The organism is Streptomyces sp. NPDC001732 (genome assembly GCF_053596315.1).
The window spans coordinates 1-15,727 of record NZ_JBSFFY010000028.1; the positions used below are offsets into that span (position 1 = coordinate 1).

Here is a 15,727-nt window from a genome sequence, read left to right on the forward strand (position 1 = left end):
TGGTGCCTCGAAGTTCGACCTGGGGTTCAACTTCGTGGAGCGCACGGACCTGGACGGTGCCCCGGCGGGCATCGAGGTCACCGTCGAGTACAGCTGCGACCTCTTCGACGAGGAAACCGTCCAGCACATCGGGGAACGGCTCGTCCGGCTCCTCACCGCGGGCACCGACGACCCGCTGGCCCCGCTCAGCCGGATCGACCTCCTCGACCCGGCCGAGCGCGAACAGCTGCTGACCGGGTGGAACGACACGGACCGGGCGCTGGAGCTGCCGGCGGTGCCGGCCGGTGGCCCGGCGGCGGAGACCATCGCGGGGCTGTTCGCCGCGCAGGTGGCGAGGACGCCGGAGCACCCCGCGCTGGTGGCCGAGGACGCCTGCCTCAGCTACGCGGAACTCGACGAGCGCTCGGCGAGGCTGGCGGCGCTGCTGGTGGACCGCGGGGTCCGGCGGGGCGACACCGTCGCCGTGGCCGTCCCGCGCTCGGCCGCACTGACCGTCGCGCTCCTGGCCGCGATCAGGGCGGGCGCCGCGTACCTGCCGATCGAGCTGGACTACCCGGCCGAGCGGATCGCCTACATGCTGACCGACGCCGATCCGGCCGTCGTGATCACCACGCGCGAGGCCCGCGACGGCCTGCCCGACGGCGCCGAGGACACCATCAGGGAACTGATCGTGCTCGACGACCCGGCCACCGAGGAGCAGGCCGCCGCCCTGCCCGTCGCCGGACTGCCGGGCCCGCTGCCCGACTCCCCGGCGTACCTGATCTACACCTCCGGTTCGACCGGCCGCCCCAAGGGCGTCGTCGTGCCGCACCGGGGCATCGTGAACCGGCTGCTGTGGATGCAGGACACCTACCGGCTCGGCCCGGACGACCGGGTGCTGCAGAAGACCCCCTCCGGGTTCGACGTGTCGGTCTGGGAGCTCTTCTGGCCGCTGGTGACCGGCGCGGTGCAGGTCGCCGCCCGGCCCGGAGGGCACCGGGACCCGGGCTACCTGGCCCGGCTGATCCAGGAGGCGGGGATCACCACCGCGCACTTCGTGCCGTCCATGCTGGAGGTCTTCCTCGCCGAGCCCGAGGCCGCCCGGTGCACCGGACTGCGCCGCGTGGTGTGCAGTGGCGAGGCACTGCCGTCCGGCCTGAGCACCCGCTTCCGGGCTCTGCTGCCGGCCGAGTTGCACAACCTCTACGGGCCGACCGAGGCGTCGGTGGACGTCACCGCGTGGGACTGCGCCGCGGACTGCGCCGGCGCGGTGGTGCCGATCGGCCGGCCGGTGTGGAACACCAGGACCTATGTGCTGGACGCCGCACTCTGCCCGGCCCCGGTCGGCAGCAGCGGCGAACTGTACCTGGGCGGTGTGCAGTTGGCGCACGGCTACCGGGGCCGGGCCGACCTGACCGCGCAGCGGTTCGTGGCCGACCCCTACGGCCCGCCCGGCTCCCGGCTCTACCGCACCGGCGACCTGGCCCGGATCACCCGGGACGGCGTGCTGGAGTTCCTGGGCCGCACCGACGACCAGGTGAAGATCCGGGGCCAGCGCGTCGAGCTGGGGGAGATCGAGCATGCGCTCGCCCAGCACGCCCTGGTGGGCAGCGCGATCGTGACCGTGCACAGGGCGCCCGCCGGTGACGCCCAGCTCGCCGCCTACGTGACGGCCGCCGACCCGGAACGGCTCCCGGACCCGGCGGTGCTGCGCGACCACCTGGCCACCGTGCTGCCCGGCCACATGGTGCCCGCCCACTACACGACGATCGACGCCGTGCCCGTCACCCCCAACGGAAAGGTCGACAAGAAGGCGCTGCCCGAGCCGCAGCTGCTGGAACGCGGGCCGGGCCGCGCCCCGCGCGACGCGACCGAGACGGCGCTCTGCGAGATCTTCGCCGAGCTGCTCGGCCACGACACGGTCGCCATCGACGACAACTTCTTCGAGCTCGGCGGCCACTCGCTGCTCGCCACCCGGCTCATCAGCATGGTCCGGGACCGGCTGGGCGCCGAGATGTCGGTGGTGTCGATCTTCGAGGCACCGACGGTCGCGGCCCTGGCGGTCCGCCTCGCCGAGGCCGACGGGGCGGGACCGCTGAGCCGGCTGCTGCCGCTGCGCTCCGCAGGAACCGAGGCGCCGCTGTTCTGCGTGCACCCGCTCGGCGGGCTCAGCTGGCCCTACGCCGGTCTCGCGGAGCACCTGCCCGCGGAGGTCGGACTGTACGGCCTCCAGGCGGCCGGTCTGGGCGACGACGAGCCGCTGCCGGATTCCGTCGAGGAGATGGCGGCCGACTACGTGGCGCACATCCGCACCGTGCAGCCCGAGGGCCCCTACCGGCTGCTCGGCTGGTCGCTCGGCGGCCGGGTCGCGCACGCCATGGCCGGACAGCTGGAGGCCGCGGGCCAGGAGGTCGAGCTGCTCGCCCTGCTGGACGCCTATCCGCGCACGGAGGCGGAGCCGAGCGCCTCGTTCTCCGAACGCGACTTCCTGGAGGGCATCCTGGCGGCGATCGGCATGGAGGCGTCCGAGCTCGACGGTCCGGTGGAGTTCGACCGGGTGATGGCCGCGATGCGGTCCTCCGGCAAGGAACTCGCCGGACTGACGGAGGAGCAGCTGCGGCGCCTGCAACGGGTAATGGCCAACAGCTTCCGGGTCGAGTCCGGCTCGGTCACCGGCCGCTGCCGGGCGGACGCCGTGATGTTCGCGGCGACGGTCGACCCCGCGGGCGAGCCGGGCGACTGGCTGCGCCACCTCGACGGCGGCCTGGAGGTCCACAACGTCGCCGTCGCCCACAACGACCTGATGCGGCCGCAGCCGCTCGCAGAGATGGGGGCGGTGCTGGCGAAGAAGCTGGCCCGGACCGCCCGTGAAGACCGTGCGTGAGGCCCCCGTGGCGCTCACCCCACAGCAGACAGAGGGATTGAACATGGCAAAAACAATGGTTCTCTGCGTTCCGTTCGCCGGCGCGGGTGCCTCGGTCTTCCGCCCCTGGGTGCCCCTGAGCGAGGACCGGTTCGAGCTCGCGGCCATCCAGCTGCCGGGCCGCGAACAGCGCTTCGCCGAGGACCCCTACCAGGACGTGGCGGTGGCGGTCGAGGGCCTGATGCCCGAGGTGCTGGAGCGGGTGGCCGGCGCGGGTCCGGTCGTCCTCTTCGGGCACAGCCTCGGCGCGGTGCTGTCCTACGAGATAGCCCACCGGCTGGCCGCCACCGACGGGGTGGACCTGGCCGCACTGGTGGTCAGCGGCTCGCCCGGCCCCTGGACCCGCCGGGAGAACGGCGCGAGCGGGCTGGGCGACGAGGAGTTCCTGGAGCGGGTCAGGGAGTTCGCGGGCTACCGGCACGAGGCGCTGGAGGACCCGGAGATGCGCGAGCTGCTGCTGCCCTCGCTGCGCGCCGACGTCGAGATGCACGAGAGCTACGTGCCCCTGTCGGACACCCCGCTGCCCGCGCCGATCGTCTCGGTGCGCGGCACCACCGACACCCTGGTGACCCCCGAACAGGCCATGGAGTGGAACAAGGCCACCAGCCGGGAGTTCGACTTCGTGGAGGTCGAGGGCGGTCACATGTACCTGGTCGACAACGCCGAGGGCCTGATCCGGGTGCTCGCGGACGTCTGCCCCGGATGAGTGGAGCGGGCGAGTCCGCCGACCGCCCCCAACTGTAAGGAGTCCTGGTGCGCCTGCAAGGAAAGACCGTCATCGTGACGGGAGCCGCGCGCGGCGTCGGCCGTGCCTGCGCGCTCGCGTTCAGCCGGGAGGGCGCCGATCTGGCGCTGCTCGACGTGAGCGACGACATCGACGGCGTCCCCTACCCGCTCGGCACCGCGAGCCAGCTCGCCCACACCGCGGAGCTGTGCCGTGAGCAGGGAGCCGCCGTGCTCACGGCGCAGGCCGACCTCCGCGACCTCGCCGCCCTGCGCACGGCCGTGGACCGGACGTGCGAGCGGTTCGGCCGCGTCGACGTCCTCCTCAACAACGCGGGCATCGTGGGACCTTCGGGGAAGCCGGCCCACGAGATCACCGAGGACGAATGGCAGGTGATGATCGACATCAACCTGTCCGGCGCCTGGCGGATGACCTCCGTGGTGGGCCCCCTGCTGCTCGCGCAGCGGTCCGGCAGCGTGATCAACGTGGCCTCCACCGCCGGTCTGGTCGGCTACCGCAGCTTCGCCGGCTACACGGCGTCCAAGCACGGACTGATCGGCCTGACCAAGGCGACCGCGCTCGACTACGCGCCGCTGAAGGTACGGGTCAACGCGCTGTGCCCCGGATCGATCCGGGACGACAGCCGGGCCGAGGGGCGGATGCTCTCCGAGATCGCGAGGTCGCTCGACCTCCCGGTCGCCGAGCACGAGGAGACCTTCCTCCAGTCCCAGCCGATGAACTCGCTGATCGAGCCGGAGGACGTGGCCGGGGCCGCCCTCTGGCTGGCCTCGGACGAGTCCAGGCAGGTGACCGGATCCGTGATCACCGTCGACGGTGGCTTCACCATCCGGTGAGGCACCGCAACCATGCCAAGGGAAGCAGTCGTGTCGATCTCTGAACAGGACGCCGTCGCAGCTCTCACGCCGGCGAGGCGCACCGTCGTCCATTCCCGTGACCGGGTCCGGGAGAGCAGCCGGGAAGCCCCCGGCGCGGTGTGCCACGCGCTGTGCGTACGGTTCACCGACACCGTGCGCGCGGACGCGCGGGACGGGCTGGCCAAGCGGTTCGCCGACCTGGCCGCAGGCCTGGCCGCCACCGTGCCGGTCTTCCGCCAGGCCGCCCGGCTGTGGCAGCAGGCGGTGCCGTGCCGCTCCGACGCCCCCGACGCCGAGCGGTGGCGGGAGCGGGAACTGGGCCGGCCGCTGGTCGCGCACCGGGACGCGGCGGTCCGCGCGGTGCTGCTGACCTACGCCGACGACGTGAGCGAACTCGTCGTGGTCGCGCACCGCGGCGCCCTGGGCGCCACCGCGCTGCACGGCTTCGCCGCCGAACTGCTGGGGGGCGACCCCGCGGGCGGGGACGCGCCGCGTGCCGACGGGCGGCGCCCCGCCGCCGCCCCGGCCGCCGGGCTCACCGACGGCCACTTCGACGTCCAGCTGGACTGGGGGCTCGGCCGGCCGCAGGGCCCGGACACCACGGCGACCCGGGTGCTGCCGCTGCCCGAGGACCACCCGGCGGGCGACACCGGGAGCTGGACGACGGCACTCGGCATCGTCCTCGCCCGCTACGAGGGCCTCACCCGGCCCGTCCTCGCGGCCATGGTCACCGACGCCTCGGACGGGGACGCCGTCGAGGGAATCGCGCTGGTCCCCGTGGAGGCCGATCCGGCGACCACCCTCGGCACCGCGGACCGGCGGGTCCGCACGGTCCTGGCGGACGGCCCGGCCTGGTACACCGACGACCTCCGGCGGGAACTGGCGTCCGCGGTCGGCGAGAGCGAACCCGTCGTCGGGCTCGTCGCCCACGACCACCGCCCGGCCGCCCTCCCCGGCGCGGCCCCGGTCGCCCACCGGCCGTTCCAGCGCGCACCCTTCCCGGTGACGGTCTCGGTGACCCACGACGCCGGCGGCCGGCTGCTGCGCTGCGACTTCCCGGCCCGGAAGCTGCACGACGACATCGCCGACCAGCTGCTGCGGCACGTGTGCCGGGTGCACCGGGCGCTCGTCGAGTCGCCGGACACCCCGGTCGCGGACGTGGAACTGCTGGACGAGGACGAACTGCGGAAGGTGGCGCGGCTCGGCCGCCCCGGCCGGGCACCGTCGTTCGAGCCGGAGCGGATCGACCGGACGATCGCCGCGCTCGCGGCCTCCCGCCCGGACGCCGTCGCGGTCTCCTACGACGGCACCCGGATCGGTTACGGCGAGCTCGACCACCGGGCCGACCGGCTCGCCCACGCCCTGCGCGGAATCGGCGTGGCCGACGGCGACCGGGTCGGGGTGTGCCTGGAACGGTCCGCCGAACTCGTCGTCACCCTGCTGGCCGTGCTCAAGGCGGGCGCCACCTATGTGCCGATGGACCCGGCCTACCCGCAGGAGCGGCTGTCCTACACCACCGCCGACGCCGGCCTCACCACGGTCGTCACCGACCACCCGGAGTTCCCCGGCGGCGACGGCGTGCGCGTGATCGGCACGGCGGAGCTCGCGGAGCTGGCCCCCGCGACGTGCGACGGACCGCCGGCCTCGGCGACCGGCCCGCAGGACCCGGCGTACGTCATCTACACCTCCGGTTCGACCGGCCGCCCCAAGGGCGTCGTCGTCCCGCACGTGAACGTGCTCAGCCTGATGGCCGCCACCACCGAGGACTTCGGCCTCGGCACGGACGACACCTGGACGCTGTTCCACTCCAGCGCCTTCGACTTCTCGGTGTGGGAGATCTGGGGCTGTCTGCTCACCGGCGGCCACCTGGTCGTCGTGCCCTACTGGGTGTCGCGCTCGCCGGAGGACTTCCACCGGCTGCTGATCCAGGAGCGGGTCTCGGTGCTCAGCCAGACCCCGTCGGCCTTCGCCCACCTGCTGGACGTCGAGCGGGACGGCGGCGAAGCCGTCCCCGTACGCCTGGTGATCTTCGGCGGCGAGGGGCTCGAACCGCGCATGCTCCTGCCCTGGTTCGACCGGCACCCGGAGACCGTCTGCCGGGTGGTCAACATGTACGGCATCACCGAGACGACCGTGCACGTGACCGCGCAGACGGTCACCCGCGCCGAGGCGCTCGCCGGATCGAAGTCGGTCGGGCCCGCCCTGCCCGGCTGGTGGGTGCGGGTCGCCGACCCCGAGGGCAGGCCGCTGCCGCTCGGCGTCGCCGGAGAGATCCACGTCGGCGGGGCCGGGGTCGCGGCGCACTACCTGAACAAGCCCGAACTCACCGAACAGCGCTTCCTCGTCGACCGGCTCACCGGGGAGCGGCTGTACCGCAGCGGCGACAAGGGCAGGCTGCTGCCCGACGGCCGGCTGGAACACCTCGGCCGGCTGGACAACCAGGTCAAGCTGCGCGGCTTCCGCATCGAACTGGACGAGATCCGCGCGGTCCTGCAGGACGACCCGCTGGTCGCCTCGGCCGCCGTGGTGCTCAACAGGACCGACCCGGACGACCCGGCGACCGCCCAGCTCGACGCGTTCGTGGTGCTGGAGGAGGGCGGCGACGTCGCCGCCGTGCGACAGCGCGCCGCCAAGTACCTGCCCGAGTACATGGTGCCGTCGACGGTCACCGCGCTCGACCGGATGCCGCTGACCACCAACGGCAAGCTCGACGTCCGCAAGCTTCCCGCGCCCGCGCCCGCGGCACGGCCCGAACCGCGCGTCGTCGCTCCCGCCCCCGCCGACAAGGAGCCGAAGGACACGGCCGGGACCGGGAACGCCGCCGAAGCGGCGCCGGAGGAATCGTTCGAGGCGGTCCTGCTGGAGATCTGGCAGGACGTGCTCGGCGTCCCCGTCGGCCCGGACGACAACTTCTTCGACTCCGGCGGCAATTCGCTGCTGGCCATGCGCGTCGGCGCGGCCCTGCGCCGGCGCGGTGGCGCCACGGTCTCCATGCGCGACCTGTACCTGTTCCCGACAATCCGCCAGCTGGCCGCCGGCCGCACCGGGTGAACCGCACACCCGCGAGCACGAAGCGTCCCGTTCCGAAAGATGGAAGACACGATGGCTGAAACGCTCCTGCCCGATCTCTTTCAGCTACAGGTGGCGCGCACCCCGCACGCCGTCGCCGTCCGCTCCGGCGGGCAGGAGCTGAGCTACGCCGAACTGAACACCCGGGCGAACCGGCTGGCGCACCACCTGATCGCCCGCGGCATCGGCCCGGAGCACCTCGTCGGCGTGCGGCTGCCCCGCTCGGCCGACCTGGTGGTGGCGCTGCTCGGCGTCCTCAAGTCCGGTGCCGCCTACGTCCCCATGGACAGCGACTTCCCCGCGGAGCGGGTCGCGTTCATCGTCGAGGACACCGGACTGTCCCTGATGCTGGGGGAGACCGCCGCCCCCGCCATGGCCGACGGCGCCCCGGAGACGGTGACGGTCGCGGCGGCGCTCGACGCCGCCGAGGCGATCGGCCTGCCGCACCACGACCCGACGACGGCCGACCGGACGGCACCGCTCACCGCCGCCAACCTGGCCTACGTCATCTACACCTCCGGGTCCACCGGCCGCCCCAAGGGCGTCACCGTGCAGCACGACACCCTCGCGCGCTACCTGGACTTCGCCTGCGCGGAGTACCCGGGACTGGCCGACGGGGCGCTGCTGCACTCCCCGGTGGCCTTCGACCTCACCGTCACCGCGCTGTACGGGCCGCTGCTCCTCGGCGGCGGCCTGCGGGTCGCGGCACTGGACCGCGAACCGGACGGGGACACCACGGCCGAGCGGCCGGGCTTCGTCAAGGCGACCCCGGCGCACCTGCCGCTGCTGACCGCGCTGCCGGGTTCGCTCTCGCCCGCCCGGGAACTGGTCGTGGGCGGCGAGATGCTCCTCGGCGACGTCGTCGAGCGGTGGCGCAGCACCCACTCCGGCGCGGCGGTGATCAACGAGTACGGTCCTACTGAGGCGACCGTCGGATGCTGCACGTTCCGGATCGGGCCGGACGACGAGATCGCCCCGGGCGCCACCCCCATCGGCGTGCCGACCCCGGGCACCACCCTGTACGTGCTGGACGAGCGGCTCGAACCCGTGGCGGCCGGGACGGCCGGCGAGCTGTACATCGCCGGTGACCAGGTCGCGCGCGGCTATCTCAACCGGCCCGGCCTCACCGCGGAACGGTTCGTCGCCGACCCCTTCGGCGGCGGCCGGATGTACCGCACCGGCGACGTCGCCAGGACCCGCCCCGACGGCGTGCTCGAGTACCTGGGGCGCACCGACGACCAGGTGAAGATCAGCGGCTACCGGATCGAGCTCGGCGAGGTCAACTCGGTGGTCGGCGCGCAGCCGGGAGTGCGGCGGGCCGCCGTCGTCGCGCGCGAGGACCGGGCCGGCGACCGCTACCTGGCCGGCTACGTCGTGCCCGAGGACGGGGCGACCGTGACCCCGGCCGAACTGCGCGCCGCCCTCTCGCAGAAGCTCCCCGCGTACATGGTGCCTTCACGGATCATGGTGATCGACGAACTCCCGCTGACCACGAACGGGAAGCTCGACCAGGCCGCGCTCCCCGAACCGCCGGTGGCGGAGCAGGCGCCGGGCGCCGAGCCGGAGACCGTGGCCGAGAAGGAGATGTGCGCCCTGTTCGCCGAGACCCTCGACGTGCCGGCGGTCTACCTCGACGACGACTTCTTCGGCCGGGGCGGCAACAGCCTGCGGGCCGTCCGCCTCGCGGGCCGCGCCCGCAAGGCGGGCTGGAGCTTCGGCCTGCGCGACGTGCTGGAACTGCGCACCCCGCGGGCCCTGGCCGCCCAGGCCCGGGACACCGGTGCCACCACCGACGGAGCGGCGTCATGAGCGTGGACCGTGTGGTGATCGTCGGCGCCTCGGTCGCCGGCACCCGGGTCGCGACGGGCCTGCGGGAAGCCGGGTACACCGGGTCGATCACATTCGTCGACCCGGACCCCGACGCACCCTACGACCGGCCCCCGCTGTCCAAGCAGATCCTCTCCGGCGACTGGACCCCCGACCGCGCGTCGCTGGGGGACTTCGCCCAGTGGAACGCGGACCGGCACCCGGCCGCCGCCGTCGCCCTGGACCCGGCGCGCCGCCTGCTGCGGCTGGACTCCGGTGCCGAACTCTCCTACGACAGGTTGGTGCTGGCCTGCGGCGCCGCCCCGCGCACCCTGCCCGGCATGCCGCGCCGGGGCGTGCACGTGCTGCGCACCCTGGCCGACTCCCACCGCCTGCGGGCCGACCTGGACCGCATCGCGGACGGGCGCCTGGTGATCGTCGGCGGCGGCTTCATCGGCGCGGAGGTGGCCTCCACCGCCCGCGCCCGGGGCATCGACGTGACCCTCGTCGAGACACTGCCCGTACCGCTGTCCGGACTGCTCGGCGAGGAGGTGGCCGCCGAACTGGCCCAACTGCACACGGACAACGGTGTGCGACTGCGGTGCGGTGTCGCGGTGGCCCACCTGACCGGCGAGCCGGAGGTGACGGGGGTGGCGCTCACCGACGGCACCGTGCTGCCCGCGGACGCCGTCGTCGTGGGCGTCGGTGTGCGCCCCGCGACGGACTGGCTGGCCGGCTCGGGCATCCCGCTGGACGGGGACGGCGGGGTGCTGTGCGACGAACACTGCGCCGTCGACGCCGACCGCACGGTGTACGCGATCGGCGACGTGGCCCGGTGCCGTGACCCGCTCCTGGACCGGCACGTACGCGTCGAGCACTGGACCGACGCGGTGGAACAGGCGGACGTCGTCGTGCACAACATCCTCGAACCGGTGCCGACGGCCCACCGCCACGAACTCTTCGTCTGGTCCGACCAGTACGGCGGCAAGGTCGCCCTGCTCGGCCGTCCGGACCCCGGCTGCGAGACCACCGTGGTGCGTGCCGAGGGCCCGCGCAGGCGGTTCGCCGTCGCCTACCACCGCGGCTCCCGGCTGTGCGCCGCACTGACGGTGAACTGGCCGAAGGCCCTGATGGCGGCCCGGCGTTCGCTGGGTGCGGCGGACGGTGGCGAAGACGTCGTCGCCGCCTGGAAAATTCTGTAATCGCAGCTTGCTGAAAGGGACCTGTCGGTCCACCACGGTCTCCGGCACGATCGGATCAGCGCCGACGACAGCCGGAGACTGAATCGCACGACCAGTCACCCGCCGATCACCTCCGGTGCTGGACCCGTGCCTCTTCGCAAGGGGCGCGTCCACATGGTTGCGATGTGGGCGCGTCACCTTCGGATGCGTGAACCAGCCGCAGGTGAAAGGCCGTTCGGCCGCAAAGCAAGATCGTCCACGTCTGCGGGCAAGTGCCGGGCCCCGAATCCCGCGCCGGCAGTCTCCTCCATTCCCTGTGTGCTTCCCATTCCCCCGGAAGGGCTTCCCGGTGTTCCGAAACAGCGATGTCGAGCCGCTTGTGCTCCGACAGCGAGGCGTACCCGCGCAAGCGGGCCACCGCGCACTGCTGTTGCACGGCCTCGGCAGCAGCGAGAGCTGCTGGGACCCCTTCGTCGCGCACCGGCCCCCGGGCCTCGACCTGTGGACGGCCGGACTGCCGTGGCGGGCCGGCGGCCCGTACGCGGTGCCCGAGCGGGAGGAGAAGACCTGGATCAGGGAAGCGATCGCCCGGGTCCCGGGGGACGTCGACGTGGTGATCGCACACTCCTACGCGACGCTCCTGCTGCTCACGCTGCTCGCCGACACGGCGGCCGGGGGCGGGGACCCGCGCGAGGAGTTCGGCATCCGCGCCGTGCTGCTGGTGTCACCGTTCTTCCGGCGGAGCCCCAGGGAGTTCACCTGGGCCGAGCTGCCGGGAACGCTCGACGCGATGCGGCGCAGCGCGGAGGAGAACATCCAGCTGATGTCCCGCAACGGCCTGGACCCGGAAGTGCGGGCCGGCATGGCAGACCTGGCGTGCACCCGGCTCGGCCCCCACTGGGCGGTCCGGTACCTCGACGCCTACCTGCGCACCCCCTTCCTGGCCGTCGACCGGGTCGATCTGCCCGTGCACATCGTCGTCGGCGGCAACGACTCGATCGCGCCACCGGCCGAGAGCGAGGCCCTGGCCGGCGAGCTCGGCCACGTCTCGGTCGAGCGGATCGACGACTGCGGGCACTCACCGATGGCCGAGAGGCCGGAGCGGTTCTCGCTCGCTGTCCAGCAATTCCTCGCCACCCTGCCTGCCGGGCACACCCGGCAGCCGGTCAACTGAGTACGGGAGCACACGATGACCACCCTGTCCGACGTCGCGCTCAAGAAGCTGCTGAACGAACCGAGCTCGGTGACTCTCCGCCCGCCCTACGAGGGCGGCAACATCAACACCGCGATCGGTTTCAAGTGCGTCAACTACCTTCTTGAGGCCGCAGTCCTCGACCACTTCCGGGCCGTCGACCTGGGCGCCACCGAGCTGTTCCTGGTGCACGGCGTCAACTTCGACGTGGTGCAGCTCGACACCCGTCTGCACACGGTGCTCACCCTCGACGACGACGTGCTGCTGGAAGTCACGCCGAAGACGAAGGACACCGACGCCGCGATGGTCTTCGCGGTGACCGCGACCGTCCAGCGCGACGGCGCGCCGAAGAAGGCCGTCAGCTCCAAGATCCGGGTGCTGCTGCGCCGCGACACCAACGTCGAGGACGCGACCCCGCTCCCCGCGGAGCTGGAGCGCTTCGTCGTCGACCGGATCGCCACCGCGGAGCCCACCGCGCTCACCGCCACCGCCACCGACGACTTCGCCGGTGCCGTCCACCGCGGCGAGAACACCGACACCGACCCGGTGCTGGCCGAGATCATCGGCGACGACAACGCCGTCGGCTGGAAGTGGAAGGTTCCGTACTACTACTGCCACTTCACCGAGCGCATGCAGATGTCGGGCTACCTGCGCCAGATGGAGGAGGCGAAGCACCTCTTCGTCGCCTCGCGCGGCATCAGCATCAAGCGGATGCTCGACGAGCGCGGCTGGATCCCCGTCGTGACGCAGTGCAAGCTGCAGTTCACCGACGAGACGGTCATGGAGGAGAACCTCTACACCGTCTACACCGTGGAGTCCGTCTTCAAGGACATGCTCTACACCTCCCGCGTGGACTTCTACGTCGTGCGGGACGGCGCGCTCGTCCAGACCGCCACCGGTTCGATCACCCACGGCTACTGCCACAAGGAGTCGCCGGAGGCCGAGTGGCAGATGACCGTCTTCGACGACGAGGTCCTGCGCGCCCTGCGCGGCGAGTGACCCACGACGACCACAGTCCTGGAGGACCCATGGCCCCCAAGCCCAAGCGTCGGCCGCGCTGGTACTTCTCCCTGCGCAGCCCGTATTCCTGGTTCGCCTACCGCGACCTGATGGAATCCCACCCCGAGGTGCTCGACAACATCGACTGGCTGCCGTTCTGGGAGCCGGACGAGGAGACCTCGAAGCTGCTGGCGGAGGAGGGGGTCACCCTTCCGATCGTCGCCATGAGCCGGGCGAAGAACTTCTACATCCTGCAGGACACGCGCAGGCTCGCGACGGACCGCGGTCTGGCGGAGATCACCTGGCCCATCGACCGCGACCCGTGCTGGGAGGTGGCCCACCTCGCGTGGATCATCGCCGAGGACGAGGGCCGCGGCAAGGACTTCGTGGCCGCCGCGTACCGCGCCCGTTGGCAGGAGGGCAAGAACATCTCCGAGCCCGAGGTGATCGCGCAGATCGCGACCGAACTCGGCCTGGACGCCCAGCGCCTGTCCACCGCCACCCAGGACGCGGAACTGCGCAAGCGGGGCGCCGCCCTGCTCGCCGAGTCGGCCCACGACGGCCTGTTCGGTGTGCCGTTCTTCATCAACGGCAGGGACAAGTACTGGGGACTGGACCGGGTGGACCCCTTCGTCCGCGCCGTGCTCGGCACCGAGCAGGCCGCCGCCGCGGTCCTCGCCGCGCCGGACCCCGCCACCCACGCGGACCTGCTGCCGGCCGGCGGCGACCAGGGTCACGCCGGCGGCTGCGGCTGAGACCGGCCGGTGGCCGCGGCGCGGAACGCGGCCACCGGCCTTGCGCAAGAACCGAACACACACTGCGGCAAGCGACGAGGAGACCACTGTGGACAGCAACCCCGACGGCACCGGGCACGGCGCCGTGCGACGCCCGGCCGGCGGCAGCCACTGGGACGCCGTCGTGGTCGGTGCCGGTCTGGGCGGACTGACCACCGCCGCCTACCTGGCCACTGCGGGCCACCGGGTCCTGGTACTGGAACAGTTCTCGGTGGTGGGCGGCAACAGCCACGTCTTCCGCAGGCGCCGCAGCTACGAGTTCGACGTCGGCGTCCACTACCTCGGTGACTGCGCGCCCGGCGGTGTCATCCCGTCCGTCCTGGGCGGGGTCGGTCTGGGCGACCGGATCGACTTCCTGGAGATGGACCAGAACGGCTTCGACCTGATCCGGGTTCCCGGGGTGTCGGTGGACATGCCGGCCGGCTGGTCGGAGTACCAGCGCCGGCTGATCGCCGCCATGCCGGGCGAGGCCGAGGGTCTGCGGACCTTCACCGACATCTGCGCGGCCGTCGGCGACGAACAGCGCACCGCCCTGTTCGAGGCCCACCGGTGGTCGCCGCAGGACATCGCGGACAGCACCGTCTCCGTGCGGGAGTGGGGCAGGCGGACCCTGGACGACCTGTTCAACCACTGCGGACTGTCGCCGCAGGCCCGTACGGTACTCGCGGCGCAGGCCCCGAACTACGGGCTGACCCCGCGTCAGGCCACCGTCGCGCGGCACACCAGCGTCACCGACCACTACCTGCGCGGGGCCTACTACCCGGCCGGTGGCGGCCAGACGCTCGCGGCCGGCCTGGTCGAGGTCATCGAGGCGCACGGCGGACAGGTCCGGACCCGCAGCCGGGTGCGGCGCATCCTGGTGGAGGACCGCAAGGTCACCGGTGTCGGCCTGGACGGCGGGGAGACGATCACCACCGACCTGGTGGTGTCCAACGCGGACTACCGGCGCACGGTGCTCGACCTGGTCGGTGCCGAGCACTTCTCGAAGCCGCTCGCGAACCGCACCAGGAACGCCCGGATGGGCATGCCGTGGCTGGTGCTCTACCTCGGTCTCGACATCGACCTCAGGGACCGGCCGAACGCCAACCTGTGGTGGTACGACACCGACGACATCGACGGCTACTTCGACCGGGCGCGCGCCGGTGACGTCGATGAAGTGCCCTTCCTCTTCTGCTCCTTCGCCTCGCTCAAGGACCCGGGCAACAGCACCCTGTGCCCGCCCGGACACGCCAACCTCCAGGTCATGACGCTGTGCCCGCCCGACTACGAGTGGTGGGGCGTCGGCGACGGACCGGAGGACGGCGGCTCCTACCGGCGCAACCCGCAGTACCTGCGCCGCAAGCAGGAGCTGACCGAGGCCACCCTGCGTGCCGCGGAGAAGGCCATCGGCCCGCTGCGCGAGCACATCACCCACCTGGAGGCGGCGACCCCGCTGACCCATGAGCGGTACACCCTGTCGTCCGGCGGTACCCCGTTCGGCATGGCGGAGTGGGGCGGTACCGCCCGTCCCGGCACGGCGACCCACATCGCCGGGCTGCATGTGGTCGGCGCCAGCACGCAGGCCGGCAACGGCGTCGCGGGCGTCATGCTCGGCGGCATCTCGTGCGCCTCCCAGATTCTCGACCAGCCGCTGCTGGCCCGTGCCCGTGAGGGAGCGGTGTTCGCAGACCCGGACCTGCTTCCCGAGCGGCCGGACGACTGGGACCCGAGGGAGGTCTGCCGGGGGCTTTCCCGGCGGGCTCGTTCGGGCTCCCCGGCAGCGGCCCGGGACCTGGCCGGTACGTCCGGCTGAGAACGGGCGGTCCGCCGGTCGCACCGACGGTCCGCCGAGTACCAACCGATGAACGCACGACCCATTCCACGAACAGAGAGTGATTCACATGTCCACCACCATCACCGCTGAGAACCAGGCCCGCATCAAGGAGATCGTCTGCGACATCCTCGAGCTCGAGGAGGACGAGGTGACCGACGCCGGTCTCTTCAAGGAGGAGTACGGCGCCGACTCGCTCCGGGCCATCGAGATCCTCGCGGGCCTCGAGAAGGAGTTCAAGGTCACGATCGACCAGTCCGAGCTGGAGCGGATGGTCAACCTCGATGGCGTCTACGCCGTCGTCCAGGAGTCCATCAACGCCAAGTAGGCGGACCCCGGCCGGAAGCGGGCAGACGGAGAGCCAGCGGTACACCG

General features: G+C 72.5%; 11 protein-coding genes. All 11 read left to right on the forward strand.

Features of this window, described 5'->3' with window-relative positions:
• The coding region (locus ACWCXX_RS24200) for an amino acid adenylation domain-containing protein (RefSeq protein WP_451130510.1) at positions 1–2,863 on the forward strand (2,863 nt) is incomplete at its 5' end.
• 43 nt (positions 2,864–2,906) lie between these two features.
• The gene (locus ACWCXX_RS24205; RefSeq protein WP_451130512.1) at positions 2,907–3,608 is read left to right on the forward strand and encodes a thioesterase II family protein; all 702 of its coding nucleotides are present in this window, start codon (positions 2,907–2,909) and stop codon (positions 3,606–3,608) included.
• Between the two features lie 47 nt (positions 3,609–3,655).
• Positions 3,656–4,480 carry a mycofactocin-coupled SDR family oxidoreductase gene (locus ACWCXX_RS24210; protein ID WP_451130514.1) on the forward strand — a complete coding sequence of 275 codons (825 nt, stop codon included), beginning with the start codon at positions 3,656–3,658 and terminating at the stop codon, positions 4,478–4,480.
• 30 nt (positions 4,481–4,510) lie between these two features.
• On the forward strand, positions 4,511–7,552 hold the full coding sequence (locus ACWCXX_RS24215; protein WP_451130516.1) for an amino acid adenylation domain-containing protein: 3,042 nt from the start codon (positions 4,511–4,513) through the stop codon (positions 7,550–7,552).
• A 51-nt stretch (positions 7,553–7,603) separates the two neighbouring features.
• The gene (locus ACWCXX_RS24220; protein WP_451130518.1) at positions 7,604–9,379 is read left to right on the forward strand and encodes a non-ribosomal peptide synthetase; all 1,776 of its coding nucleotides are present in this window, start codon (positions 7,604–7,606) and stop codon (positions 9,377–9,379) included.
• Entirely contained in the window at positions 9,376–10,578 is a 1,203-nt protein-coding gene (locus tag ACWCXX_RS24225; protein ID WP_451130520.1) for an NAD(P)/FAD-dependent oxidoreductase, read from the forward strand. Before ACWCXX_RS24220 ends, ACWCXX_RS24225 begins: the two co-directional genes overlap by 4 nt.
• A gap of 358 nt (positions 10,579–10,936) precedes the next feature.
• Entirely contained in the window at positions 10,937–11,731 is a 795-nt protein-coding gene (locus ACWCXX_RS24230) for an alpha/beta fold hydrolase (protein WP_451130522.1), read from the forward strand.
• 15 nt (positions 11,732–11,746) lie between these two features.
• Positions 11,747–12,748, forward strand: a complete 1,002-nt coding sequence (locus ACWCXX_RS24235) for a hypothetical protein (RefSeq protein ID WP_451130524.1) — start codon at positions 11,747–11,749, stop codon at positions 12,746–12,748.
• A gap of 29 nt (positions 12,749–12,777) precedes the next feature.
• Positions 12,778–13,503 (forward strand): DsbA family protein, encoded by a 726-nt coding sequence (locus tag ACWCXX_RS24240; protein ID WP_451130526.1) that lies wholly within the window; start codon positions 12,778–12,780, stop codon positions 13,501–13,503.
• Positions 13,504–13,591: 88 nt separating this feature from the next.
• Entirely contained in the window at positions 13,592–15,334 is a 1,743-nt protein-coding gene (locus ACWCXX_RS24245; protein WP_451130528.1) for a phytoene desaturase family protein, read from the forward strand.
• 88 nt (positions 15,335–15,422) lie between these two features.
• Positions 15,423–15,680, forward strand: coding sequence for an acyl carrier protein (locus ACWCXX_RS24250; protein ID WP_451130530.1), 258 nt, complete (start codon positions 15,423–15,425; stop codon positions 15,678–15,680).
• Positions 15,681–15,727: the final 47 nt, after the last annotated feature.

Bases quoted from the DNA above. Each gene is read 5' to 3' on its own strand.
- ACWCXX_RS24205 (WP_451130512.1), top strand. From the start codon at position 2,907: ATGGCAAAAACAATGGTTCTCTGCGTTCCGTTCGCCGGCGCGGGTGCC.
- ACWCXX_RS24220 (WP_451130518.1), top strand. From the start codon at position 7,604: ATGGCTGAAACGCTCCTGCCCGATCTCTTTCAGCTACAGGTGGCGCGC.
- ACWCXX_RS24225 (WP_451130520.1), top strand. From the start codon at position 9,376: ATGAGCGTGGACCGTGTGGTGATCGTCGGCGCCTCGGTCGCCGGCACC.
- ACWCXX_RS24235 (WP_451130524.1), top strand. From the start codon at position 11,747: ATGACCACCCTGTCCGACGTCGCGCTCAAGAAGCTGCTGAACGAACCG.
- ACWCXX_RS24240 (WP_451130526.1), top strand. From the start codon at position 12,778: ATGGCCCCCAAGCCCAAGCGTCGGCCGCGCTGGTACTTCTCCCTGCGC.
- ACWCXX_RS24250 (WP_451130530.1), top strand. From the start codon at position 15,423: ATGTCCACCACCATCACCGCTGAGAACCAGGCCCGCATCAAGGAGATC.